The sequence below is a fragment of the Acidiphilium rubrum genome (assembly GCF_900156265.1).
Lineage (GTDB): Bacteria > Pseudomonadota > Alphaproteobacteria > Acetobacterales > Acetobacteraceae > Acidiphilium > Acidiphilium rubrum.
Genome location: NZ_FTNE01000001.1, coordinates 121,785 through 146,032 on the forward strand (window position 1 = coordinate 121,785; position 24,248 = coordinate 146,032).

General features: G+C 63.3%; 11 protein-coding genes. All 11 read left to right on the top strand.

Annotation, left to right across the window (positions count from 1 at the left end):
* Positions 1-4 precede the first annotated feature (4 nt).
* The gene (locus BW994_RS00585; protein WP_029311489.1) at positions 5-892 is read left to right on the top strand and encodes a branched-chain amino acid ABC transporter permease; all 888 of its coding nucleotides are present in this window, start codon (positions 5-7) and stop codon (positions 890-892) included.
* A complete protein-coding gene (locus BW994_RS00590; RefSeq protein ID WP_029311488.1) occupies positions 892-1,827 on the top strand; it encodes a branched-chain amino acid ABC transporter permease in 936 nt (311 codons plus the stop codon). The genes BW994_RS00585 and BW994_RS00590 overlap by 1 nt, the downstream gene beginning before the upstream one ends.
* Positions 1,828-1,837: 10 nt before the next feature.
* Positions 1,838-3,316 carry an amidase gene (locus BW994_RS00595; RefSeq protein WP_029311487.1) on the top strand — a complete coding sequence of 493 codons (1,479 nt, stop codon included), beginning with the start codon at positions 1,838-1,840 and terminating at the stop codon, positions 3,314-3,316.
* A 213-nt stretch (positions 3,317-3,529) separates the two neighbouring features.
* Positions 3,530-6,667 (top strand): maltotransferase domain-containing protein, encoded by a 3,138-nt coding sequence (locus tag BW994_RS00600; RefSeq protein ID WP_029311486.1) that lies wholly within the window; start codon positions 3,530-3,532, stop codon positions 6,665-6,667.
* The gene (gene treS / locus BW994_RS00605) at positions 6,664-9,990 is read left to right on the top strand and encodes a maltose alpha-D-glucosyltransferase (protein ID WP_029311485.1); all 3,327 of its coding nucleotides are present in this window, start codon (positions 6,664-6,666) and stop codon (positions 9,988-9,990) included. Before BW994_RS00600 ends, treS begins: the two co-directional genes overlap by 4 nt.
* On the top strand, positions 9,974-12,136 hold the full coding sequence (gene glgB, locus BW994_RS00610) for a 1,4-alpha-glucan branching protein GlgB (protein ID WP_029311484.1): 2,163 nt from the start codon (positions 9,974-9,976) through the stop codon (positions 12,134-12,136). Before treS ends, glgB begins: the two co-directional genes overlap by 17 nt.
* Complete coding sequence (gene glgX, locus BW994_RS00615; protein WP_029311483.1) at positions 12,136-14,247, top strand: glycogen debranching protein GlgX; 2,112 nt, start codon at positions 12,136-12,138, stop codon at positions 14,245-14,247. Before glgB ends, glgX begins: the two co-directional genes overlap by 1 nt.
* A gap of 92 nt (positions 14,248-14,339) precedes the next feature.
* Entirely contained in the window at positions 14,340-16,013 is a 1,674-nt protein-coding gene (gene treZ, locus BW994_RS00620; protein WP_211252768.1) for a malto-oligosyltrehalose trehalohydrolase, read from the top strand.
* Complete coding sequence (malQ, locus tag BW994_RS00625; protein ID WP_029311481.1) at positions 16,010-18,001, top strand: 4-alpha-glucanotransferase; 1,992 nt, start codon at positions 16,010-16,012, stop codon at positions 17,999-18,001. The genes treZ and malQ overlap by 4 nt, the downstream gene beginning before the upstream one ends.
* Before the next feature lie 3 nt (positions 18,002-18,004).
* Positions 18,005-20,782 carry a malto-oligosyltrehalose synthase gene (treY, locus tag BW994_RS00630; protein ID WP_029311480.1) on the top strand — a complete coding sequence of 926 codons (2,778 nt, stop codon included), beginning with the start codon at positions 18,005-18,007 and terminating at the stop codon, positions 20,780-20,782.
* Positions 20,783-20,809: 27 nt separating this feature from the next.
* Positions 20,810-24,229 (top strand): DNA polymerase III subunit alpha, encoded by a 3,420-nt coding sequence (gene dnaE, locus BW994_RS00635; protein WP_029311479.1) that lies wholly within the window; start codon positions 20,810-20,812, stop codon positions 24,227-24,229.
* Positions 24,230-24,248: the final 19 nt, after the last annotated feature.

Here is a 24,248-nt window from a genome sequence, read left to right on the forward strand (position 1 = left end):
CGCCATGATGATGATTCTCGGAAAACCAGCGCCGTTGTTGTTCGGGCAGTTGTTGCTGGGGATCATCAACGGCTCGTTCTATGCGATGCTGTCACTCGGGCTTGCGATCATTTTCGGATTGTTGAACGTGATCAATTTCGCCCATGGCGCCTTGTTCATGGTCGGTGCGTTCGTCACCTGGGGGCTGCTGCATTATCTGGGGATCGGGTTCTGGCCGGCGCTGATCGTTGCACCGGTGATGGTGGGGGCGTTCGGGTTGCTGATCGAGCGCACGCTGATCCGCTTCACCTATAAACTCGATATTCTGTATGGATTGTTGCTGACGTTCGGATTGGCGCTGGTGTTGGAGGGGATTTTCACCAACGCCTTCGGCAGTTCGGGCGTCTCGTACGATGGGCCGAACATATTGTCGGGCACGTTGAACCTGGGGTTCATGTATCTGCCGGTGTATCGGGCGTTTGTGGTGTTCGCAGCGATCGTGATCTGTTTTGGCGTGTGGTTCACCATTGAAAAAACCTCGCTCGGGGCGCTGCTGCGTGCGGCGACAGAAAATCCGGCGCTGGTGCAGTCGTTCGGAGTCAACGTGCCGCGTTTGATTTCATTGACCTTCGCGGGCGGGGTGGCGCTGGCGGGCTTGGCGGGCGTGCTGGCGGCGCCGCTGTATTCGGTCAATCCGGGCATGGGGACCAGCCTGATCAACACGGTGTTCGCGGTGGTGGTGATCGGCGGGATGGGGTCGATCGGCGGGGCGATCCTGACTGGGTTCGGCCTTGGCATCATTCAAGGGTTTACCGAGGTGTTTTATCCGGCGGCATCATCGGTCGTCGTTTTTGCGGTGATGGCGGTGGTGCTGCTGGCCCGGCCAGCCGGGCTGTTCGGCCGGGTGGCGTGATGTTCGGGTTCACGCGCGCGCAGGCGATCGGGTTCGTTGTCATGCTGGTGGTGTTGATCATCGCCCCGTTCATTGCCTATCCGATTTTCGTGATGCAGGTGATGTGCTTTGCCTTGTTCGCGATGGGCGCTAATTTGTTGATGGGCTATACCGGGCTGCTCTCACTCGGCCAGGCCGCTTATTTCGGCATGGGCGGCTATATTGCTGGCTATAGTGTGCAGACGCTGCATTTGACGCCCGAGGTGGGAATTCTGCTCGGCGGTTTGGTGGGCGGGGCGATCGGCGTGGTGTTCGGCTGGCTGTCGATCCGCCGGCAGACGATCTATTTCGCGATGGTCACGCTCGCGCTCGCGCAGCTGGTGGAGTTTTTCGCGGTCCAGGATACGTCGTTTACCGGCGGGGAAAACGGCATTCAGAACATTCACCGCGGCCGGTTATTCGGTGCGTTGCCGCTCGGGCATGATTTGCAGATGTACTGGCTGGTGCTGGCCGTTTTCCTGATCGGCTTCATCTTCGTGCACCGGGTGATCCATTCGCCGTTCGGTCAGGTGGTCAAGGCGATCCGCGAGAACGAGAACCGCGCGATCTCGCTCGGCTACAAGGTCGAGCAGTATAAATGGATCATCTTCATCCTGGCCGCGGTGCTGGCCGGGGTTGCTGGCGCGATGAAGGCGCTGGTGATGGGGATTGCGACCTTGTCCGATGTCAGCAATTCGACATCCGGTATCGTGGTGCTGATGGTGCTGGTGGGCGGTATCGGCACGGTATACGGTCCCTTGATCGGGGCTGCGATCATCATCGCGATGCAATATTACCTGGCGGGTTTCAGCGATTGGGTTACCGTGATCCAAGGCGTGATCTTCATCGCCTGCGTGCTCGCGTTCCGCCGGGGGATTATCGGCGAATTGGGGGCGAAGCTCAAACTCTCGCTGTAGGAGGCGCCGCATGACCGTCGCGTTGCAGGATTACGATGCCACCGGCCTTGCGGCGTTGATTGCGGATGGCAGCCTGTCAGCGGCGGAAGTGCTGGACGCGACCCTTGCGCGGATCGATGCGGCGGAGCCGCGGATCAACGCCATCGCGGTCGATCTGCGTGAGCGCGGGCGGGAACAGAGTGCCGGGCCCAACGCCGGGCCGTTCGCCGGCGTGCCGTTTCTGCTCAAGGATATTTTTCAGGAGTACGCCGGCGCGCGCATGACGATGGGGGCATTGCCCCTGAAGGATCATGTCGCCAAGACGACATCCGCTTACGTTGAGCGCTGCCGGCGCGCGGGCCTCGTGATCATCGGTGCGACCACGACGCCCGAATTGGGGCTGAAGGCCACCACCGAGACCATGCTGCACGGGGCCACGCGCAACCCTTGGAATCTCGATCACACCCCGGGCGGTTCGTCCGGCGGGGCGGCGGCGGCGGTTGCGGCCGGCTATGTGCCGATGGCCGGCGCTTCGGACGGGGGCGGGTCGATCCGGATTCCAGCGGCCTATTGTGGGTTGTTCGGCCTCAAACCCTCGCGCGGCCGGGTTTCCGAAGGGCCGGTGCTGGGCGAGGGGTGGGAGGGGGCGGTATGTACCCATGTTCTGACCCGGTCCGTGCGCGATTCCGCAGCGATGCTCGATGTCCTGGCCGGTGCCGAGCCGGGTGATCCGTTCGTGATCACCCAGCCGGAGCGTCCCTTTGCAGCGGAACTTGACCACGATCCCGGCCGGCTGCGGATCGGGTTTTCCGTGCGCTCGCCGGTCGGTGGCCGCGTTGATCCGGAAATGATCGAAGCGGTTCACAAGACCGCCGTTCTGCTGGAATCGCTCGGCCATCACGTCGAGGAGGCGGAGCCGTCGATCGATGGTGGGTTGCTCGCGCGCTGTTACATGGGGCTGTATTTCGGCCTTGTTGCTGCCATGACCGCGCGGATCCGCCGCGAAACCTTGTGTGCGGCATCGTCGTTCCACCCCGATACCAGGGCGCTGGCTTTGCTCGGCCGGGCGATGTCGGCCGGTGCTTTCGTCGAACTGCGGGCGCATTGGAACGGTTTTGCCCGCGCTCTGGGTGAGTTCCACGCGCACTACGATCTGTTCCTGACCCCGACAACGGCGCTCGGCCCCGCTCGCATCGGCGCGCTCGACACGCCGCGCCCGGTACAGCTGTTGTCTACGGTGATCGATCGGCTGGGTGCGGGCCGCGCGCTGCTGAAATCCGGTATTGTCGATGAGCTTTCGTTCAAGAATCTCGAACGCACGCCGTTCACCCAGCTGGCCAACCTGACTTTCGTGCCCGCCATGTCGGTGCCCCTGCACCAGGGGCCGGATGGCCTGCCGGTTGGAGTGCAGTTCGTTGCGCGCTTCGGCGCCGAAGCGACCTTGTTGCGCCTGGCGGCCCAATTGGAACGAGCGGCCCCTTGGTCGACGCGCCGGGCTTTTCGTATCTGATCCGCAATGTGCGGGTGCGCGTGAGTGCGGCTCGTCAATCCTGACTTGAACATCCCGGCGAACCTGCCCACATCGGCTGGGCAGGTCGGGAAGGGTGTTATGTGCGGTGTCGATGCACCGGGTCTCGGCCCTTGGCGGCCTGTATCATCGTCGTGAACGGCGCTGAAATTGAATGAAATCCGACCGGAACCGGTTGCACGGAGACTGTCCAGCATGGATGACCAAGCCGCACTGATCAGCGCGACCGAGCCGGCATCCCGGAAGTCGTCCGAATTTCCCGTTGCACCGACCCGGCCGGTGCCGACCGCGGCATATTATTTTGATCCCGTAGCGATCGAACGTCAGCGATGGACCCGACAGATAGAGTTTGCGGCATCACTGGGATTCGATGCCGTCGCCATCGCATCGCCCTTCGCGACGGATGGTTCCTCGCATCGCTATAACATCATCGACCATTCCCGGCTCCACGAACAATTTGACGGTGGCGATGCGGATGCCGCCCTGCACAGCCTGGCTGAGGCCGCGCATGGGAGAAATCTGTCGGTCGTGCTCGACATTTGCCTCGATCGCGTTGCGCCCGCGGCGCCATTGACGCTGCAACACCCGGACTGGTTCGTGCATGCCAATGATGGTGCGGCGTTCCGCCTGCTGTCGGATACCGATGCGGTGACCGATTGGTGGGATGAGCGGATTGCCGCGTGGCAGGCGCTCGGCATCGACGGGTTTCGCTGCGATTCCGCGCATCGTGTGCCGGCGGGGGTATGGATGAGGCTGATTGCCGCCGCGAAGCAGCGCAACCGGACTTGCTGTTTCGTCGCGGATTGTCTTGGTGCGCCCGCCCCTGCAATGGCAGCGCTCGTGGGTTGCGGCTTTGATTATGCGCTGTCCTCATCCTGCTGGTGGGATGGTGTGGGTTCTTGGATCGCCGATGATCTCGATCGGGCCTCCGCAATCGCACCGGTCGCGACGCTCACCGTGCCGGCGGGCGAGGGGCGGGTGCCGTCAGATCGGGCGATCAGCCTTGCCGGTTTTCTCGGCAATCTCTGGATGCTGAACGCCGAGCCGCAGCCGATGCAGGCTGAGCACATCAAGCACCTGAATGCGCTGCGCCAACAGCGTCGTGCACTGTTCGAAGCGCCGGCCATGCTGCGGTCGCCGCCAGCGGCATCGGTCGCCTTGTTTGCCCGTGTCGACGCCGGGGCCGGGGGTATCGCGCTCGCGCTCGCGGCACCCGGGCAGACGGTTTCTGAATTTCTGCTTCGCACCTGGCTTGGAGCAGCGTTCGGCGGTAGTGGCGCGCCGGTGCACCAGATCGACGAAACTGGCGCCCTCATCATGCAGATTGCGGCACCACGCGTGATCGCCAGGGCGGCAAGCGAACTGACGCCGGCCAAAGCTGCGGTCAAAGCACCGCGCATCGCCATCGAGGCAGTCTCCCCTTCGATCGAGGCTGGGCGGTTTCCGGTCAAGCGCATCGTTGGTGAACATGTTACGATGGAAGCCGACCTGATCTGCGATGGCCACGGCAAGCTCGCGGCTGATTTGCTCTGGCGTGCGGCCGACGAAACGCAATGGCAGCGGGCCCCGATGGCGCTGGTGGTGAACGACCGCTGGGCCGCAAGATTTCAGCTTGAACGGTTGGGCCGCTACCAGGTCACGATCGAAACCTGGATCGACCGGTTTGGCGCATTCGTCGACGAAATCACCAAGAAACACGCAGCCGGTGTGCCGATCGCGCTCGAACTGATCGAGGGGACGAACCTTGTCGAGGCTACGGCCAGCTCGTGCGTGAACGGGACCGATGAAGCACAGCGCGCCGCAGTGAGTGCCTTGCTTGCGGCGCTGCGCGACCAGCCCGAGCACGAACTTCTGTCCTTGCTCACCGATCCCGCCACGATCGCCTTGATGCGCGAGGCCGAGCAGCGGCACGCCCTGCTGCGGCTCGATCCGCCGCTGCCGATCGATGCCGAACGGACACGTGCCGGTTTCGCCAACTGGTATGAGGTTTTCCCCCGCAGCCAAAGTGGTTCGGAATCGCGGCACGGCACGTTCGACGATGTCATCGGCCACCTGCCGCGCATTCGCGCGATGGGGTTCGATGTGCTGTATTTCCCGCCGATTCACCCAATCGGCCGCAAGAATCGCAAAGGTCGCAACAACAGCCTGACGCCGAGCGACACCGACCCTGGCAGCCCCTATGCAATCGGCTCGGCCGAAGGCGGTCATACCGAAATTCATCCGGAACTTGGTGATTTCGATGATTTTCGTCGCTTGATCGATGCCGCGGCCGCGCACGGGATCGAAATCGCGCTCGATTTCGCAATTCAGTGCGCGCCGGATCATCCGTGGTTGCGCGAGCATCCCGAATGGTTCGACTGGCGGCCGGACGGCACGATCCGCTATGCCGAAAATCCACCGAAGAAGTATGAGGATATCGTCAACGTCGATTTCTATGCCGAGGGCGCGATACCCTCGCTCTGGATCGCGTTGCGCGATGTGGTGGCCTTCTGGGTCAAGCAGGGCGTGCGTATTTTCCGGGTCGATAATCCGCACACCAAGCCCTTACCGTTCTGGGAATGGATGATCGGCGATATCCGCGCGCGCAATCCGGAGGTGATGTTTCTCGCGGAAGCGTTCACCAAGCCCAAATTGATGTACCGGCTGGCCAAACTCGGCTTTTCACAATCCTATACCTATTTCACCTGGCGCAATACGGCTGCTGAACTGCGCGCGTACTTGGTTGAATTGACAACCACGGCGCCGAGCGCGTTTTTCCGGCCGCATTTCTTTGTGAATACGCCGGATATCAACCCGGTGTTCCTGCAATCATCCGGCCGGCCCGGTTTCCTGCTGCGCGCAGCCCTTGCGGCGACGCTGTCCGGCCTGTGGGGGGTCTATAACGGGTTCGAGTTGTGTGAAGCGGCAGCGCTGCCGGGGCGCGAAGAATATCTGGATTCCGAAAAATATCAGCTCCGTGCCTGGGATCATCACCGGCCCGGGAACATCATCGCCGAGATCACCGCGCTCAACCGGATGCGCCGTCACAACCCGGCGCTGCAAAGCCACCTCGGCATTACGTTTCTGCCGTGCTCCAACGAGCAGGTGCTGTTTTTCGAAAAGGCCAACGCCGATCGCAGCAATGTCGTTCTCGCGGCGATCAGCCTTGATCCGTTCAACCTGCAGACCGCCGAGATCGAGTTGCCGCTATGGCACTTCGGGCTCGCGGACGATGCAAACCTTCACGCGGAGGATCTCGCACGCGACTTCGCTTTCGTCTGGCATGGCAAACGCCAGATCGTCAGCCTCGATCCACATGAATTGCCTTATTGCATCTGGCGGGTGCGCGCATGACAAAACTCGGAAAATTCGTGACCCCATCGATCAGCGATGCTGATCCGCTATGGTACAAGGATGCGGTGATCTATCAGGTCCATGTCAAATCCTTTTTTGACAAGAACAATGATGGTGTCGGCGACTTTGCCGGCTTGATGGAAAAGCTCGACTATATTGCCGAACTCGGGGTGACCGCGATCTGGCTGCTGCCGTTCTACCCTTCGCCGCGCCGTGACGATGGCTACGACATCAGCGCCTATCGCGCGGTGCACGAAGAATATGGCACGCTGAGCGATCTGAAACGCCTGATCGAGGCGGCGCATCGTCGTGATATCCGCGTCATCACCGAACTGGTCATCAATCACACATCAGACCAGCACCCGTGGTTTCAAAAGGCGCGCGCGGCGAAGCCTGGCTCCGCTGCGCGGGATTACTACGTATGGTCGGATACCGATCAGAAATACGACGGCACACGCATCATCTTTCTCGATACCGAAAAATCCAACTGGACCTGGGACCCGGTTGCCGGTGCCTATTATTGGCATCGGTTCTACAGTCACCAGCCCGATCTGAATTTCGACAACCCCCGCGTGTTGCAGGAGGTTCTCGGCGTCATGCGTTTCTGGCTCGATCTCGGGGTCGATGGCTTGCGGCTGGATGCGGTGCCGTATCTGATCGAACGTGAAGGCACGAATAACGAAAACCTGCCGGAGACACATGCGATTCTCAAGCAGATCCGGACTGCGATGGATGCCCATGCGCCGGGCCGGATGCTGCTGGCCGAGGCCAATCAATGGCCCGAAGATGCCCAGCAATATTTCGGCGATGGCGATGAATGCCACATGTCGTTCCACTTCCCGCTGATGCCACGGATGTATATGGCGATCGCCCAGGAAGATCGCTTCCCGATTTCGGATATCATGCGCCAAACGCCGGCGATTCTCGAAACCTGCCAATGGGCGATATTTCTGCGCAATCACGATGAACTCACCCTTGAAATGGTGACCGATTCCGAGCGCGATTATTTGTGGGAGACCTATGCTGCCGATCGCCGGGCTCGCCTCAATCTCGGCATCCGCCGGCGTCTTGCGCCCTTGTTGGAGCATGACCGTCGCCGGATCGAATTGATGAACGGCCTGCTGTTTTCAATGCCCGGCACACCGGTTATTTATTACGGTGACGAAATTGGTATGGGCGATAACATCCATCTGGGTGATCGCGACGGGGTACGCACGCCCATGCAATGGTCACCAGATCGCAACGGCGGGTTTTCCCGCGTCGATCCCGCGCAACTCGTGCTGCCACCCATCATGGACCCGATCTATGGTTATCAGGCGCTCAATGTCGAAGCCCAGGCGGCCGATCAACACTCGCTGCTGAATTGGACACGACGGATGCTCGCGGTGCGCAAGCGCCATCGTGCGTTCGGACGCGGCGCTTTGCGTTTTCTCTATCCCGGCAATCGGAAAATCCTCGCCTACCTGCGCGAATTTACCGATTCGGATGGGCGCGATGAGACGATTTTGTGCGTCTATAATCTTTCGCGCATTGCCCAGGCGGTGGAGCTTGATCTGTCAGCTTTCGAGCACCGGATTCCGGTCGATCTGGTCGGCGGCTCACCGTTCCCGCCGGTCGGGCAGTTGCCGTATATGCTGACCTTGCCGCCCTACGCCTTCTACTGGTTCAGCCTTGCCACCGAAGCCGCACTGCCGAGCTGGCGCATTCAGCCGTCCGAGCCGCTGCCGGAATTCGCGACACTGGTGATGCGCAAAGGATTGTCCGATTTGCTGAATGCGGAAACCCGCGCCATTCTGGAGACCGAAAGCCTGCCGAACTATTTGGCGCGCCGCCGCTGGTTTGCGGCGAAGGACCAGAAAATCAGCGCGGCAACGCTGGGCCGCGCCGACATCGTCGGTAGTGAAACCGCGGGCTTGTTGTTGGCGGAAGTCAATGTCGAGGTCGGGGGTACGTTACAGACCTATCAGGTACCGCTTGCCGTGAGTTGGGACGACGCACCGTCGAACCCGATGGCGCAGCAACTGGCGCTCGCGCGCATCCGCCACCATCGCCGGATCGGCTATCTGACCGATGCTTTTGCGATCGATGCGCTGCCGCGCAACATCATCGCGGGTCTCAAGGCGCGCACCACTCTGGCGGTGCGCGACGGCGAGATAAAATTCCTGCCAACCGCGCAGATCGACGATTTGCCGGACATGCAGGACGCTGAAATCCGCCGCTTCTCGGCTGAACAATCCAACAGCTCGATGATTGTTGGCGATACCGCCATCATCAAAGTCCTTCGGCGGATCGAGGGGGGCATTCATCCTGAAACCGAGATGACACGGTTTTTGACCGATGCCGGTTACGCCAACACCCCCGCCCTGCTCGGCGAGATCGTGCGGACGGATTCCGATGGCGTGGGTCATACACTGATCGTGGCGCAGCGCTTCGTGCGCAACCAGGGCGACGCGTGGCAATGGACCCTCGATACGCTGACCCGCGCGGTGGACACCGCAATCCATGCGGAACTCGACGATGCCGGCGAAGCGGATGCGCTGGCGGGCTACCTGCCGTTTGCCGCGGCAATGGGGCGGCGTCTGGCCGAGATGCACGCAGCGCTCGCAACGCCCGATACGGCCCCGGATTTCCGCCCCGAACCCGCGGCGGACCGAGACGTTGCGCGCTGGACGCAAGGGGCAAAGCAGCAGCTCGCGGCGGCGTTTGCGGCGCTCGAACGCGCCCGCCCGCTCGCCGCAGCCGATACGCTCGCTCTGATCGATCAACTGGCAGCCTCCCGGAAGAGGCTCGAGGCTGCGTTGCCGGGCCTCGCGCAATCGGGTGTCGGTACGTTGAAAACCCGCATCCATGGTGATTTCCATCTCGGGCAGATCCTGGCAGCGCAGGGCGATGCCTACCTGATCGATTTCGAGGGCGAGCCGGCCAAATCGCTGGCGGAGCGTCGGGCCAAGGGCTCCGCTTTGCGCGACGTCGCTGGCCTGTTGCGCTCGTTCGACTACGCGGCAGCCTCGGTAGAGCGCGCCGTGCCGACCTCAACCGAGCGGGCGCGCGAGCGCAGCCACGCGATGGTGCAACGCTTCGTCAAAGATGCAAGCGCCAGCTTCCTGGAGGCCTATCACACCACAGCGGTAGCGGCGGCACATCCGTGGCTGTCCGAAGCGGCGTGGGATGATCTGCTGACCTTGTTCCTGATTGAGAAATCGGCATACGAAATCTGCTACGAATCGGCCAACCGCCCCACCTGGCTGATCATTCCGCTCACCGGCCTTGCCAATCTGGCAGCCCAGATCACGACAGGAGCCCAAGATGCAAGCATGGGATGACACGACACTCGATGCGCTGGCCAATGCCACGCATGCCGACCCGTTCGCCTGCCTCGGGCCCCATAGTATCGACGGTGCGCGTATCGTGACCACCATCCAGCCGGGCGCCCATCAGGTTCGCCTGATCGGCACGGCAGGGTCCGAACCGATGGAGCGCATCCACCCCGCCGGTATTTTTCAGGGAACGCTCGCGTCGGGTTTGGATTATACGCTCGCGATCAACTGGGGCGAGACCAGCCAGACCATCGAAGATCCCTATCGCTTCCCGCCGATCCTGACCGATTTCGACATTCATCTGCTCGGCGAGGGTCGTCAGCTTCGCCTTGCCGATTGCCTTGGCGCAATCCCCGCGCGGATCGATGGCATCGACGGCATCCGCTTCGCGGTCTGGGCGCCGAACGCGCGGCGGGTTTCCGTGGTTGGCGCGTTTAACGGCTGGGATGGGCGCCGCCACCCGATGCGGCTGCGCTACGATGTCGGCATCTGGGAATTGTTCATCCCGGCGGTCGAAATCGGCACGCTCTATAAATTCGAAATCCTCACCAAATCCGGCGATATTCTGCTCAAGGCCGATCCGCTCGCGCGCCAGGTGCAGGGCCCGCCTGAAACCGCCTCGATCGTCGCTGATAATTTGGCATTCGAGTGGCATGATGAATCATGGTTGAAAAACCGAAACGGTCGTGCTGACAATGCGTTATCGGTCTACGAGGTTCACGCCGCCTCATGGCGCCGCCACGATGATGGCAGGCCGCTGCTATGGAGCGAGTTGGCCGACCAGCTGATCCCCTACGCCGCCGGCATGGGGTTCACCCATATCGAATTCATGCCGGTGATGGCGCATCCGTTCGGCGGGTCCTGGGGCTATCAGCCGTTGTCGCAATACGCACCGATGCCGGCGCTCGGCACGCCGGCCGAATTCGCCGCCTTCGTCGATCGCTGCCATCAGGCTGGCGTCGGCGTGATTCTCGACTGGGTGCCGGCACATTTCCCGACCGATGCGTTCGGCCTGGCGCAGTTCGATGGGACGCCGCTGTATGAGCATGCAGATCCGCGCGAGGGATTTCATCAGGATTGGAATACCCTGATCTATAATTTCGGCCGGATCGAAGTGCGCAACTTTCTGGTCTCCAGCGCGCTGTTCTGGCTCGATCGCTATCATGTCGATGGCATCAGGGTCGATGCCGTCGCGTCGATGCTCTACCGCGATTATTCGCGCAAGGAGGGGGAATGGATTCCGAACCGCTATGGCGGGCGCGAGAATCTCGAGGCGATCGATTTCCTCAAGGAACTGGCGAGTGCAATCGAACATTATGCGCCCGGTGCGATGTTGATCGCCGAGGAATCCACAGCCTGGCCGGGGGTAACACGACCGGTCGCCGAAGGTGGTCTCGGCTTCAGCCATAAATGGAATATGGGCTGGATGCACGACACGCTCCGCTACATCGAAGAAGATCCGATCAACCGCCGCTACCATCATGATGAAATGACGTTCGGCTTGGTCTACGCGTTTTCCGAAAAATTCGTCCTGCCGATTTCGCATGACGAGGTCGTCTACGGCAAACATTCCCTGTTCGGGAAAATGCCAGGTGATGCTTGGCAGAAATTCGCCAATCTGCGCGCCTATCTTGCGTTCATGTGGACCCAGCCTGGTAAAAAACTGCTGTTCATGGGCCAGGAGTTCGGCCAGTCGAGCGAGTGGAACCACGATATCGCGCTGGCCTGGCAGGAAGCCGATACGCCGGCGCATAACGGCGTCCGCCATCTGCTCGCCGATCTCAACCGGGTCTATCGCTCCGAGCCCGCGTTGCACAGCACCGATTTCAATCCCAGCGGGTTTCGCTGGCTGATCGGTGATGATCGGGATCAGAGCATTTTCGCCTGGGTTCGCCAGACCGACGATGTCGCGCAATCCGTCGTCGTGCTCTGCAACTTTACCCCGGTGCCGCGCGATTCCTATCGCGTCGGCGTACCGGCCGGTGGCCGCTGGCTCGAATGCCTGAACAGTGATTCCGCGATCTATGGCGGTTCGGATCTCGGTAATCTCGGCGCTATCACGACCGATGGCATCCCGGCGCACGGTATGGAGCAATCCCTGGTGCTCACCATTCCACCGCTCGGGGTGCTGATCCTGCGACAGGATCGCTGATGGCTATATTGCCGGCAAAACTCGCGGCCGGATCGAACGAGCCGCTGGGTGCCACATGGGATGGTCTGGGGGTCAATTTCGCGGTCTTCTCCGCCAATGCCGACCGCATCGAGCTGTGCCTGTTCGATCGCGGCGGGCGGCGTGAAATCGCCCGCTACGATCTGCCCGAATGCACTGATGAGGTGTTTCACGGCTATCTGCCCGATGCCTTGCCAGGCCTGATCTACGGGTTTCGCGCGCACGGCCCGTACCAGCCCGAGCAGGGCCATCGGTTCAACCCGAACAAGCTGTTGCTCGATCCCTATGCGAAGGCGATGTTCGGTGACATCCATTGGTCCGACACGCTGTTTGGCTATCGCGTGGGCGCGGCCCGTGCGGATTTGTCGTTCGACCGGCGCGACAGCGCGCTTGCGATGCCGAAAGCGATCGTGACCGATCCGTCCGCCGTCTGGGGCGAGCATCGCCGGCCACGCCGCGGCTGGAGCGAAACGATCATCTATGAGGCGCATCTGCGCGGCCTGACCAAGTGCCATCCCGGCATCGCACCCGAGCGCCGGGGCACGTTTGCCGCATTGCAGGACCCGGCGCTTGTCGAGCATCTGGTCAAGCTCGGCATCACCGCGATCGAGTTGTTGCCGGTTCACGCCTACCTGCAGGATCGCTTTCTGGTCGAACGCAAACTGACGAATTTTTGGGGGTATTCGACCCTTGGCTTTTTTGTGCCGCAGACTGCCTATCTGGCCGATCCCGAGCAGGCGCGCCACGAAATCCGCGCCGCTGTGCGCCGCCTGCACGAGGCGGGCATCGAGATCATTCTCGATGTGGTCTACAACCATACCTGCGAGGGCAACGAAATGGGCCCGACGCTGAGCTGGCGCGGCCTCGATAACGCGAGCTATTACCGCTTGATGCCTGGTCAGGAGCGGTATTTCATCAACGACACCGGCTGCGGCAACACGCTCAACATCTGCCATCCGCGCGTGCTGCAAATGGTGATGGACAGTTTGCGCTACTGGGCCGATGCGTACCAGATCGACGGATTCAGATTTGATCTCGGAACTATTCTTGGCCGCGAGGCAACCGGGTTCGACCCAGGATCGGGTTTCTTCGATGCAATCCGCCAGGACCCGGCTCTCGCCAGGCTCAAACTGATCTCCGAACCGTGGGATCTCGGGCCGGGCGGCTATCAGGTCGGTAATCATCCGCCCGGGTTCTCGGAATGGAATGCTGAATTTCGCGATGGGACGCGCCGCTTCTGGCGCGGCGATCATAGCCAGCGCCCGGAAATTGCACGCCGCCTGATGGGCTCGCCGGAGTTGTTTGACTATCGCCGTCGCCGCCCCTCCGCGTCGGTTAATTTCGTCACCGCGCATGACGGGTTCACGCTGCACGATCTGGTCAGCTACACCCAGCGCCACAACATCAAGAACGGCGAAAACAACAACGACGGCACCGATAACAATCTTTCAGCCAATTGGGGTGTCGAAGGCGAAACCAGCGATCCTGACACTGCATTGAATCGCGAACGGGTGAAGCGTGCCATGCTGGCGACGCTGTTCGTCTCCTTCGGCGTGCCGATGCTGCTGGCTGGCGATGAAATGAACCGCACCCAACGCGGCAACAACAATGCCTATTGCCAGGACAATGAAACATCCTGGGTGGACTGGTCCGGCCTCGATGATGGAACGGCGACCGAACTGGCCGCGTTCGTGGGCACTCTGGCGACGTTGCGGCGTCGCTATCCCAGCCTGCGCAGCGCAGTTTTTCGTCACGGCATTGAAATGATCACGCCAGAGCTTGCCGACACCAACTGGTTCGATGAACAGGCGGGTGATCTGTCGATCGAGGCCTGGGCCGACCCGAACGCGCGGCTGCTTACGCTCCGCCGTGCCACGCGCGAAGGCGAACAGCCTGATGTCACGCTGGTGCTGCTGAACGCCTCGGAATCCGATCGTGAATTCACCCTGCCTGCACCCGTGTTCGATTGGGTGCTCGAAATAGACACCGCGCGTCCCACATATCGGCGCGCGGCGTTCACCGAACCTGTGGTGACGGTCGCCTCCCGCTCCATCGTCGTGCTCGGCGCCCTGATCGAAGAGACAGAACAATGACAATATCCAACCCGAATCCACCTCGTCCGGGCGCGCACATGTCGGGCAATGGGCGCACGAAGTTCACGATCTGGGCACCCGGATGTGATACGATGGCGCTCGCGATCGAGGGCCGTGACGCGCTGGCGATGCAGCGGCATCCTGATGGACATTTTACTGTCGAAACGGATTGTTCGCCAGGCACAAAATATCACTTCGTAACCGATACAGGAATGAAGGTGGCCGATCCGGCGTCTCGCCTGCAGGCGCCTGATGTTCACGATGCCAGCGTCGTCGTGCCGCCCGATTCCTACCGCTGGACCCATCCAGATTGGCGCGGCAGGCCGTGGCACGAAACCATTGTGTACGAACTGCATCCCGGTGCCTGCGGCGGCTATGCCGGCATCGAAGCCATGCTGCCCGGCCTTGCCGCACTCGGCATCACCGCGGTCGAGTTGATGCCGATCGCCGATTTTCCCGGTCGCCACAACTGGGGCTACGACGGCGTGCTTCCCTATGCACCCGACACCGCCTATGGCACGCCGGATGATTTGAAACATTTGATCGACACCGCCCATGGTCTCGGCATCATGATGTTCCTCGATGTCGTCTATAATCATTTCGGTCCCGATGGAAATTACCTGCACACCTACGCGCCGGAGTTTTTCCGCGATGACATCCACACGCCCTGGGGCAGCGCGATCGATTATCGGCGCGCACCGGTCCGGCGCTATTTCGTGGATAACGCCATCTATTGGTTGAATGAGTTCCGGTTCGATGGTCTGCGGTTCGATGCAGTGCATGCCATCCAGGACGACGGATTTCTTGCCGCCATGGCCAGCCAGATCCGCGCGGCCTGCGACTCCCAGCGCCACATTCATCTCGTGCTCGAGAACGACGACAACAATGCGGGTCTGCTGGCGCCGGGTGCGGTCTATGATGCTCAGTGGGCGGATGACACCCACCATTGCCTGCACACCCTGCTGACCCATGACCAAGGCGGCTATTACGAAGATTATCACGATGCCGCCGCGCAACTCGCGCGCTGCCTGCAATCGGGCTTCGCCTATCAGGGCGAGCCGTCGCCCCACCGCGACAATGCACCGCGCGGCACACCGAGTGCGCATCTCCCGCCGACCGCCTTCGTCGCCTTTCTGCAAAATCACGACCAGATCGGCAACCGTGCGTTTGGCGAACGCCTGACCACGCTGGCCAACCCCGCCGCCCTGCGCGCGGCCGTGCTGCTCCTGCTGCTCTCGCCGCAAATCCCGCTGATCTTCATGGGTGAGGAATACGGCGATACCACCCCGTTCCTCTATTTCACCGATCACAACGCGCCCGACCTCGCCGAGGCCGTGCGCAAGGGGCGGCGGCAGGAATTCGCCAAGTTTGAAGCGTTTTCTTCCAAGGAGGCGCAACAACGCATTCCGGACCCGAACGACGCGGCGACCTTTGCAGCCTCGGTGCCCACGTTCGACAGGGCTGATGCACCGGCGGCGGCATGGCTCGCTTTCTACCAGATGCTCCTCCGCCTGCGTCATACCGAAATCGTGCCGCGCATCCCGAACGCCCGTGCCGTGCGGGCGATCGCATTGGGGCAAACCGGGGTACGTGCGGTCTGGACCCTCGGCGATGGCGCAACCCTGACCATCGCGGTGAATTTCGGCGATCATGCGGTGGCCTGCACAGCAGGTGAGGGGCATGTTCTGGCATCCTCCCCGCCCGAAGCTCAATGCGACAACCATCTGCCGCCGCATACCGCCATCGCCTGGCTCGCGACGCCATGAGCGATGATGCCCTCTACGAACTCGCCGACCGTGCCGGATTGTCCCGCGTCTGGCATGATGTGTTCGGCACCGCGCACGATGTGTCCCCCACCAGCCTGCGCGGACTGCTCGCCGCGTTCGAACTCGATGCGGGTTCGGAGTCAGCCTGCCACGACAGCATCGCCCTGCTCGATGCCGAAGCGCGCCTGCCGCCGCGCCTGTTGACGGCAACGGTCGATTCCGAAATCACCCTGAACCATCCTGGCGGTGCGGCGCGCATCCTGCTTGAAGATGGCACCAGCTACGACACCAGGCTGGAGGATGTCGGCAACGGCTATGCCCGGCTGCCCGGTCTGGCGACACCCGGCTATCATCAGATCCACCTCGGGGATGCGATGATCGATCTGGCGATCGCGCCGCATCGCGCGTTCACCATCGAGGATGCGCTGGCCCGCCACGGCCGCGCCGGCAAGGCATGGGGCCTCGCGGTGCAGGTCTACAGCCTGCCGCGCGAGAACGACGGTGGCATCGGCGATTTCGGTGCCCTCGCCACGCTGGCCGCCAATGCCGGTGCGCGCGGCGCCGATGCCGTGGCGATCAGCCCGGTTCATGCCCTCTATGCGAGCGAACCGGGTCACTATGGTCCCTACGGCCCCTCCAGCCGCATCGCGCTCAATCCGGTGTATGCGGCGATCGACTGCGCCGCCGCCGCCCCATCGCCCGATGGCCTGATCGACTGGCGGACCGCCACGCCGCTCCGCTATCAGGCGCTCCGGCGTGATTTCGCCCTGCACCGAGACGATCCGGCATTCAAGCAATTCCAGGCCGAAACCTCGCCCGCGATCCAACTCCACGCCTTGTTCGAGGCGCTGGTGACGCATCAACTCAGCGTCGGCGCCGGGCGCGACTGGCGGTCCTGGCCGGACGCGCTGCGCGATCCGCACAGCAGCGCGGTCGCCGCACTGGCCGCGGCCAATCAGGACGAGTGCGCGTTTCACCTCTATGCCCAGTTCCGCGCGCTCGGCAGTTTGCAGGCCGCCCAGCGCGCCGCCATCGATGCCGGCATGGCGGTCGGCCTGATCGCGGATTTGGCGGTCGGCGCCGATCCCGCCGGCAGCGATGCCTGGAGCCGCCCGGCCGAGGTGCTGCGCGGCGCTTCGGTCGGCGCGCCGCCCGATGAATTCAACCGGCGCGGCCAGAACTGGGGCCTCACCGCATTTTCGCCGCGCGGCCTGCGCCAGAGCGGGTTTTCAGCGCTCCGCGACATGCTCTCCACCGCGCTGCACGCCACCGGCGGGGTTCGCATCGATCATGCCATGGGCCTGTCGCGCCTCTGGGTCATCCCCGAAGGCGGCGAGGCCAAGGATGGCTGCTATCTGCGCTACCCGTTCGAGGATATGCGCCGGCTGGTGATGCTGGAATCGCAGCGCCACCACGGCATCGTGGTCGCGGAAGATCTCGGTACGGTGCCGGGCGGCTTTCGCGAATCGCTGGCGGCCAGCGGCATTACTGGCATGAGCATCCTGTGGTTCGAGCGCGATGGCGATCGTTTCGTGCCGCCGGCGCACTGGCGCGCCGAGACCACGGCGTTGACGACCACGCATGATCTGCCGACCGTCGCGGGTTGGTGGCGCGGCACCGATATTGCGTGGCGCGAGCGCCTCGGCATCGCCGGTGAAAATCACGACAAGCGCGCCCATGATCGGCATTGCCTGTGGGATGCGTGCGTTGCATCCGGTGCGGGACAGGGCGACATGCCGGCGCCCGACGATGGCGACCGTATTGCCGATGTCCTCGCCATCCATGTCGGCACCGCATCGTCGGCTCTGGCGATCCTGCCGATCGAGGATGCGCTGGCCTTACCCGAGCAGCCCAATATTCCAGGTACGATCGATGAACATCCCAACTGGCGCCGCCGGTTGCCCGCCCCCGCGGCAACCCTGCTCGATGCCCCGCGCGTTGCCGCCCGGCTCGATGGTCTCGACCGGACCCGCAAGGCGCGCGGCTGAACCATGACCCATTCCACAATTCCGCGTGCAACGATTCGCCTGCAATTCCACAAGGGCTTCACGCTCGATGACGGTGCGGCCGTCATTCCCTATGCCGCCGCGCTGGGAATGAGCCATCTATATGCCTCGCCGATCCTGAAGGCGCGGCCCGGCTCGACCCATGGCTACGACATCGTCGATCATAACGCGATCAACCCCGAACTCGGGGGCGAAGCCGCGCTCGAGCGGCTGTCAGCGGTGTTGCGCGACCACGGCATGGGCCTGATCCTCGATATCGTGCCCAACCACATGGGCGTCGGCGGCAGCGACAATCAATGGTGGATGGATGTACTGGAATGGGGCCGCGCCAGCCGCTACGCCGATGCGTTCGACATCGACTGGACCCCGCCCGACCGCGCGCTGCACGGCAAGATCATGGCGCCGTTCCTGGGCGAATCCTATGGCGCCGCCTTGCAATCGGGCGATCTGCGCTTGTCCGCCGATGCGAAGGCTGGGCGGATTTCTGTCGTCTATCACGAGCACGAATTTCCGCTTTCGCCAGCCGGCATGGCAATCGTGCTGAAGGCAGCGCCGCGCCGCTTCGCCGATGCCATCGCACATTTCACCGGTGCCGCCGATCTGATCGACCGTCCGGACATCGCCCGCCCGCTGGCCGAAACCGCCCGCGCCCGCCTGATCGCGGCGCTGGCAACGCCGCACGGCGCAGCCGGCCTGGTCACCGTGCTGGCCCGCTACGAGCCGACCACGCCGGATGGCATCCGCCGTCTGCACGAATTGCTCGAAACCCAGAATTATCGCCTCGCCTACTGGCGCGCCGCCGCGGATGAAATCAACTGGCGCCGGTTTTTCGACATCAACACCCTGGCCGGCATCCGCGCCGAAATACCCTGGGTGTTCGACCAGAGTCACAAGCTCATCCTCGATCTTTACGCACGCGGCGTGATCGATGGCGTGCGCGTCGATCACGTCGATGGGCTGGCCGACCCCCGCGCCTATTGCCGCAAGCTACGCCGCGCACTGACCGCCGCGGGCAAGTCGCGCCCGTCCAGCGCGGCGGCGGGGCCACCCTATATCATCGTCGAAAAAATCCTGGCGCCGCACGAACGCCTGCGCGCCGACTGGCTGACCGATGGCACCACGGGCTACGATTTCATGAACGAGGTCGCAGCCGTGCTGCACGACCCTGATGGTGGCGAACCGCTCGCCGCACTCTGGCACACACTCACGGGCCGCAGCGCGGAGTTCGACCCCGAGGAACGCGACGCCCGCCGCCAGGTGCTCCGCGACAATCTCACCAGTGAATGGAACGGCACAGCCGCCCTGCTGCATCGCCTCGCCGGTGCAGATTTGGCGACGCGGGATATTTCCCTCACCGCCCTGCGCCGCGCCCTTGCCGAATTGCTGGTCCATTTTCCGATCTATCGCATTTACGCCGGTGCCGGCGGCAGCACGAGTACCGATGAGCAGACGATGGACTGGGCGCTGGCGCGCGCCCGGCGCAGCTTTCGCGTCGCCGACCGCGGCCTGCTGAACCAGATCCGCCATTGGCTCGCCGATCGGCCGCTGGCGCGCGAACCGCTGGAAACCCGCGCCCTGCACCGCCGGGCGATGGTCCGGTTTCAGCAATTATCCGCCCCCGTCGCCGCAAAATCGGTCGAGGATACCGCCTTTTACCGCTATGGCCGGCTGATTTCGCGCAACGAGGTCGGCAGCACGCCGGCGCAATTCGCCCTCACGCCGGGTGCCTTCCACGCCGCCCAGCAGCAGCGCGCCGCAACCCTGCCGCACGCCATGCTGGCTACCGCGACGCATGACCACAAGCGCGGCGAGGACACCCGCATCCGCCTCGCGGTGCTGTCGGAAATCCCCGATGAATGGCAGGCCGCCCTGGCGCGCTGGATGCGCCTGAACAGCGGCTTGACGCGGGATCTCGATGCCGGCCGCGCACCCAGCGAGGCCGACGAGATCATGCTGTATCAGACCCTGATCGCCGCCTGGCCGCTCGGTGCCGCACCCGATGGCAGCGGCGATTTCCGTGATCGTGTCTGGGGCTGGTGGGAAAAATCGATCCGCGAGGCGAAGCTCCGCTCCGAATGGGCCGCACCCGATGAAGCCTATGAGGATGCCTGCCGCCAGTTTCTCGATGGCGTGTTCGATACCAGCCGCGCCACCGCCACCTTGGGCGAAATCGCCGCCTTCGCGCGCCGCATCGGCCCGGCCGGCGCGCTCAACGGGCTTGCTCAGACGGTTCTGAAATTCACCGTCCCCGGCGTGCCTGATCTTTATCAAGGCACCGAATTCTGGGACCAGAGTCTGGTCGATCCCGACAATCGCCGGCCGGTCGATTTCCCCGCCCGTGTCGCCGCGTTGTCCGCCAACCGGATGCCATCGCTCGATTCCTGGGAAAACGGCGACGTCAAACAGCGCGTGATCGCGCGCCTGCTGTCATGCCGCGCCGAACACCCATCGCTGTTCGCCGAAGCCGGCTATACGGCGCTCGACCTCACCGGCACCCATGCGGCACATGGCCTTGCCTTCGCGCGCACCCATGGCACGCGCACCCTGATCGTTGCCGTTTCACGTCTCGCGGCACCCTTGCTCGATGGCGTGCCACAACCGCTGATCCCTCCAGCCGACTGGGGCGATACCGCCCTCGATCCGGCGGCACTGCCCGGCCCCTGGCGCGATGTTCTGACCGGCCAGATGCTGGATGCAACCGGCGGCATAATCCCGCTCAGCACCATATTCGCCACCCTGCCGGTCGCGGTTCTGATCGCCTGAACCCCCGAATCGTGCTACCTTGCTGCCATGCCGCATGCCGATTTCGTCCATCTTCGCGTCCACTCCGCCTATTCCCTGTCCGAAGGCGCGATCAAACCCGATAAAATCGCAGCCCTTGCGCAGGATCAGGCGATGCCGGCGGTCGCCATCACCGATACGTCCAATCTGTTCGGCGCGATCGAGTTCTCCCAGGCCTGCATGGCGAAATCCGTGCAGCCGATCATCGGCTGCCAACTCTCGCTCACCCGGGCGGACCAGCCGCGCCTGACGCCGGACCCGTTGGTCCTGCTCGCCAAGGATGCCGCCGGCTTCGCCAATCTTTCCAAACTCTCTTCCGCCAGCTTCCTCGAATCCGAAACCGGCAACCGCCCGCAGATCAGCCTCGATACACTGCGCCGCCATCATGAAGGGCTGATCCTGCTCACCGGCGGCCGGTTCGGCCCGCTCGGCCGCATGCTCGGCGAGGGTCAGCGCGCCGAGGCGGAAACCCTGCTGTCCACCCTTGCCGAAACCTTCGGCGACCGCATCGCGATCGAACTCGAGCGCCACGGCCTGCCGACCGAACGCGCGATCGAGCCCGGCCTGATCGCCATGGCCGATGCGGCGGGCCTGCCGCTCGTCGCCACCAACGAATGTTTCTTCGCCCGGCAGGACATGCACGAAGCGCATGATGCGCTGCTCTGCATCGCCGAAGGCCGCCTGCTGTCCGAAGCCGAGCGCCGCCGCGTTACCACCGAGCATTGGTTCAAACCCGCCAAAACCATGCGAACCCTGTTCGCCGATCTGCCGGATGCCTGCGACAACACCATCCACATCGCGCGCCGCTGCGCCATCGCCGCGCCCACGCGCAAACCGCTGCTGCCGATCTGCCCGAAAGTCCGCCCCGGCAGCACCGAGGCCGAAACCCTGCGCGCGATGGCGCGTGAAGGCCTGGCCGCCCGTCTCGCAGCAATCCGTGCCGATGCCGCGACCACCGCGCGCTATGGCGAACGCCTCGAATTCGAGCTCAACGTGATCGAACAGATGGGCTTTCCCGGCTATTTCCTGATCGTGGCGGATTTCATCCAATGGGCGAAATCCCAGGGCATTCCGGTCGGGCCGGGCCGCGGTTCGGGTGCGGGTTCGCTCGCCGCCTATTGCCTGCTGATCACCGATATCGACCCGATCCCGTTCAATTTGCTGTTCGAGCGCTTCCTCAACCCCGAACGTATCTCGATGCCGGATTTCGACATCGATTTCTGCCAGGAACGCCGCGACGAAGTGATCGACTACGTCAAACGCGAATACGGTGCCGACCGCGTCGCCCAGATCATCACCTTCGGCAAGCTGCAGGCCCGCGCTGCGGTGCGTGATGTCGGGCGCGTGCTCGGCATGCCCTACGGCCAGGTCAACAAGGTTGCCGAAGCCACGCCGAACAATCCAGCGAAGCCGATCCCGCTCGCCGAGGCGATCGAATCCGAACCCCGCCTGCGCGAGATGCGCGACACCGACGATTCCATCCGCCGCCTGCTGGAAATCGCTTTGCAGGTCGAAGGCCTGTATCGCCACGCCAGCACCCATGCGGCCGGCGTGGTGATCGGTGACCGGCCGCTGGCCGAACTGGTGCCGCTCTACCGCGACCCCCGCGCGGATATGCTGATTACCCAGTATTCGATGAAATATGTCGAGAGCGCAGGCCTCGTGAAGTTCGACTTTCTGGGCCTGACGACCCTCACGATTCTCGACCGGGCATTGAAGTTTCTGCGGGGCCTCGGCACCAATATCGATCTCGCAACCCTCCCGCTCGATGACGTCAAAACCTATGAAATGCTGTCCCGGGCCGAGGCGGGTGGCGTGTTCCAGTTCGAAACCCAGGGGTTTCGCGACGTGCTCAAACAGATGCGCCCGGATCGGTTCGAGGATCTGATCGCCGCCGTCGCGCTGAACCGGCCAGGGCCGATGGCGAACATTCCGGCCTATTGTGCCAGCAAGCACGGGCAGGCGTGGGACTCACCGCATCCGGTGATCTTGGAAATCCTGAGCGAGACCTACGGCGTTATCGTCTATCAGGAACAGGTCATGCAGATCGCCCAACGCATGGCCGGCTACAGCCTCGCCGCCGCCGATTCGCTGCGCCGTGCGATGGGCAAGAAAATCCGCTCGGAGATGGAACAGCATCGCGCCACCTTCATCGAAGGCGCCAAGGCCAAAGGCGTCGATGAGCCGAAAGCCATCGAAGTCTTCGATCTGATGGCCAAGTTTGCCGATTATGGCTTCAACAAATCGCACGCCGCCGCCTACGCCCTGGTGTCCTACCAAACCGCCTGGCTGCGCGCCAACCACCCCGCCGCGTTCATCGCCGCCTGCATGTCGCTCTCGCACACCAACCATGAAAAACTCGCGGCCCTGAAACAGGACGCCGTGCGCCTCGCCATCCCAGTGCTGCCGCCCGATATCAATAAATCCGCCGCCGATTTCACGGTCGAACGTCAGTCGGATGGCACGCTGGCCATCCGCTATGCGCTTGCCGCCATCAAGCGGGTCGGCGAGGGTGCGATGAACGATGTCGCCCGCATCCGCGCCGATCGCCCGTTCACCGACCTCGCGGATTTCGCCACCCGCGTCGAACCCAAATCGCTCAACAAGGCGCAGATCGAACAACTCGCCAAAGCCGGCGCGTTCGATCAGCTTGAGCCCAATCGCGCCCGCGTCATGGCCGGTGCCGAAACCCTGATCCGTCGGGCCCAGGCCGAAGCCGCCAATCGCCAGTCCGGCCAGATCAACCTGTTCGGCACCAGTGCTGCGCCCGAACCCCTGCACCTGCCCGACACGCCCGATTGGCCCGGTTTCGAACGCCTCGGCTTCGAAGCCGAAGCGATCGGCTTTCACCTCACCGCCCATCCGCTCGATTCCTACGCTGGGGTGCTCAAACGCCTCGGCGTCATCCCCTCCAACCGGATCGAGGCAACCGGCCGCGCCGGCATCACCCGCGCCAAACTCGCCGGCGCCGTGGTCGGGCGCAAAGAGCGCCCCACCCGCAGCGGCACGCGCATGGCCTGGGTCATGCTGTCCGATCAGGCCGGCGGCTTCGAGGTCACTTTCTTCTCGGAAATCCTGGCCACCGCACGCGAATTGCTCACCGAAGGCACCATGCTGCTCGTCACCGTCGAACTGCGGATGGACGGCGAAAGCCTGCGCATCACCGCGCTCGATGCCGAACCGCTCGACCGCGCCGCCGCGAACGCGGGCTCGGGCATCCGCATCGTGGTCGAACGCATCGAAGCCGTCGCCTCGCTGCGCGCCCTGCTCGACCGCGAAGGCCGTGGCAAAGGCCGGGTCCTGGTCTCGCCCCGGCTCGGTTCCAACGCCCGGCTCGATATCGCGCTGCCCGGCGGCTTCAACGTCTCGCCCCGCCTCGCCCAGGCGGTGAAAATGATCCACGGCGTCGCCGAAGTCGCCGAACTCTAACCGCCCGCGTCCCTGGAAA

Coding starts and splice junctions, on each gene's coding strand:
- BW994_RS00585 (WP_029311489.1), top strand. CDS start 5: ATGATGATGATTCTCGGAAAACCAGCGCCGTTGTTGTTCGGGCAGTTG.
- BW994_RS00590 (WP_029311488.1), top strand. CDS start 892: ATGTTCGGGTTCACGCGCGCGCAGGCGATCGGGTTCGTTGTCATGCTG.
- BW994_RS00595 (WP_029311487.1), top strand. CDS start 1,838: ATGACCGTCGCGTTGCAGGATTACGATGCCACCGGCCTTGCGGCGTTG.
- BW994_RS00600 (WP_029311486.1), top strand. CDS start 3,530: ATGGATGACCAAGCCGCACTGATCAGCGCGACCGAGCCGGCATCCCGG.
- treS (WP_029311485.1), top strand. CDS start 6,664: ATGACAAAACTCGGAAAATTCGTGACCCCATCGATCAGCGATGCTGAT.
- glgB (WP_029311484.1), top strand. CDS start 9,974: ATGCAAGCATGGGATGACACGACACTCGATGCGCTGGCCAATGCCACG.
- glgX (WP_029311483.1), top strand. CDS start 12,136: ATGGCTATATTGCCGGCAAAACTCGCGGCCGGATCGAACGAGCCGCTG.
- treZ (WP_211252768.1), top strand. CDS start 14,340: ATGGCGCTCGCGATCGAGGGCCGTGACGCGCTGGCGATGCAGCGGCAT.
- malQ (WP_029311481.1), top strand. CDS start 16,010: ATGAGCGATGATGCCCTCTACGAACTCGCCGACCGTGCCGGATTGTCC.
- treY (WP_029311480.1), top strand. CDS start 18,005: ATGACCCATTCCACAATTCCGCGTGCAACGATTCGCCTGCAATTCCAC.
- dnaE (WP_029311479.1), top strand. CDS start 20,810: ATGCCGCATGCCGATTTCGTCCATCTTCGCGTCCACTCCGCCTATTCC.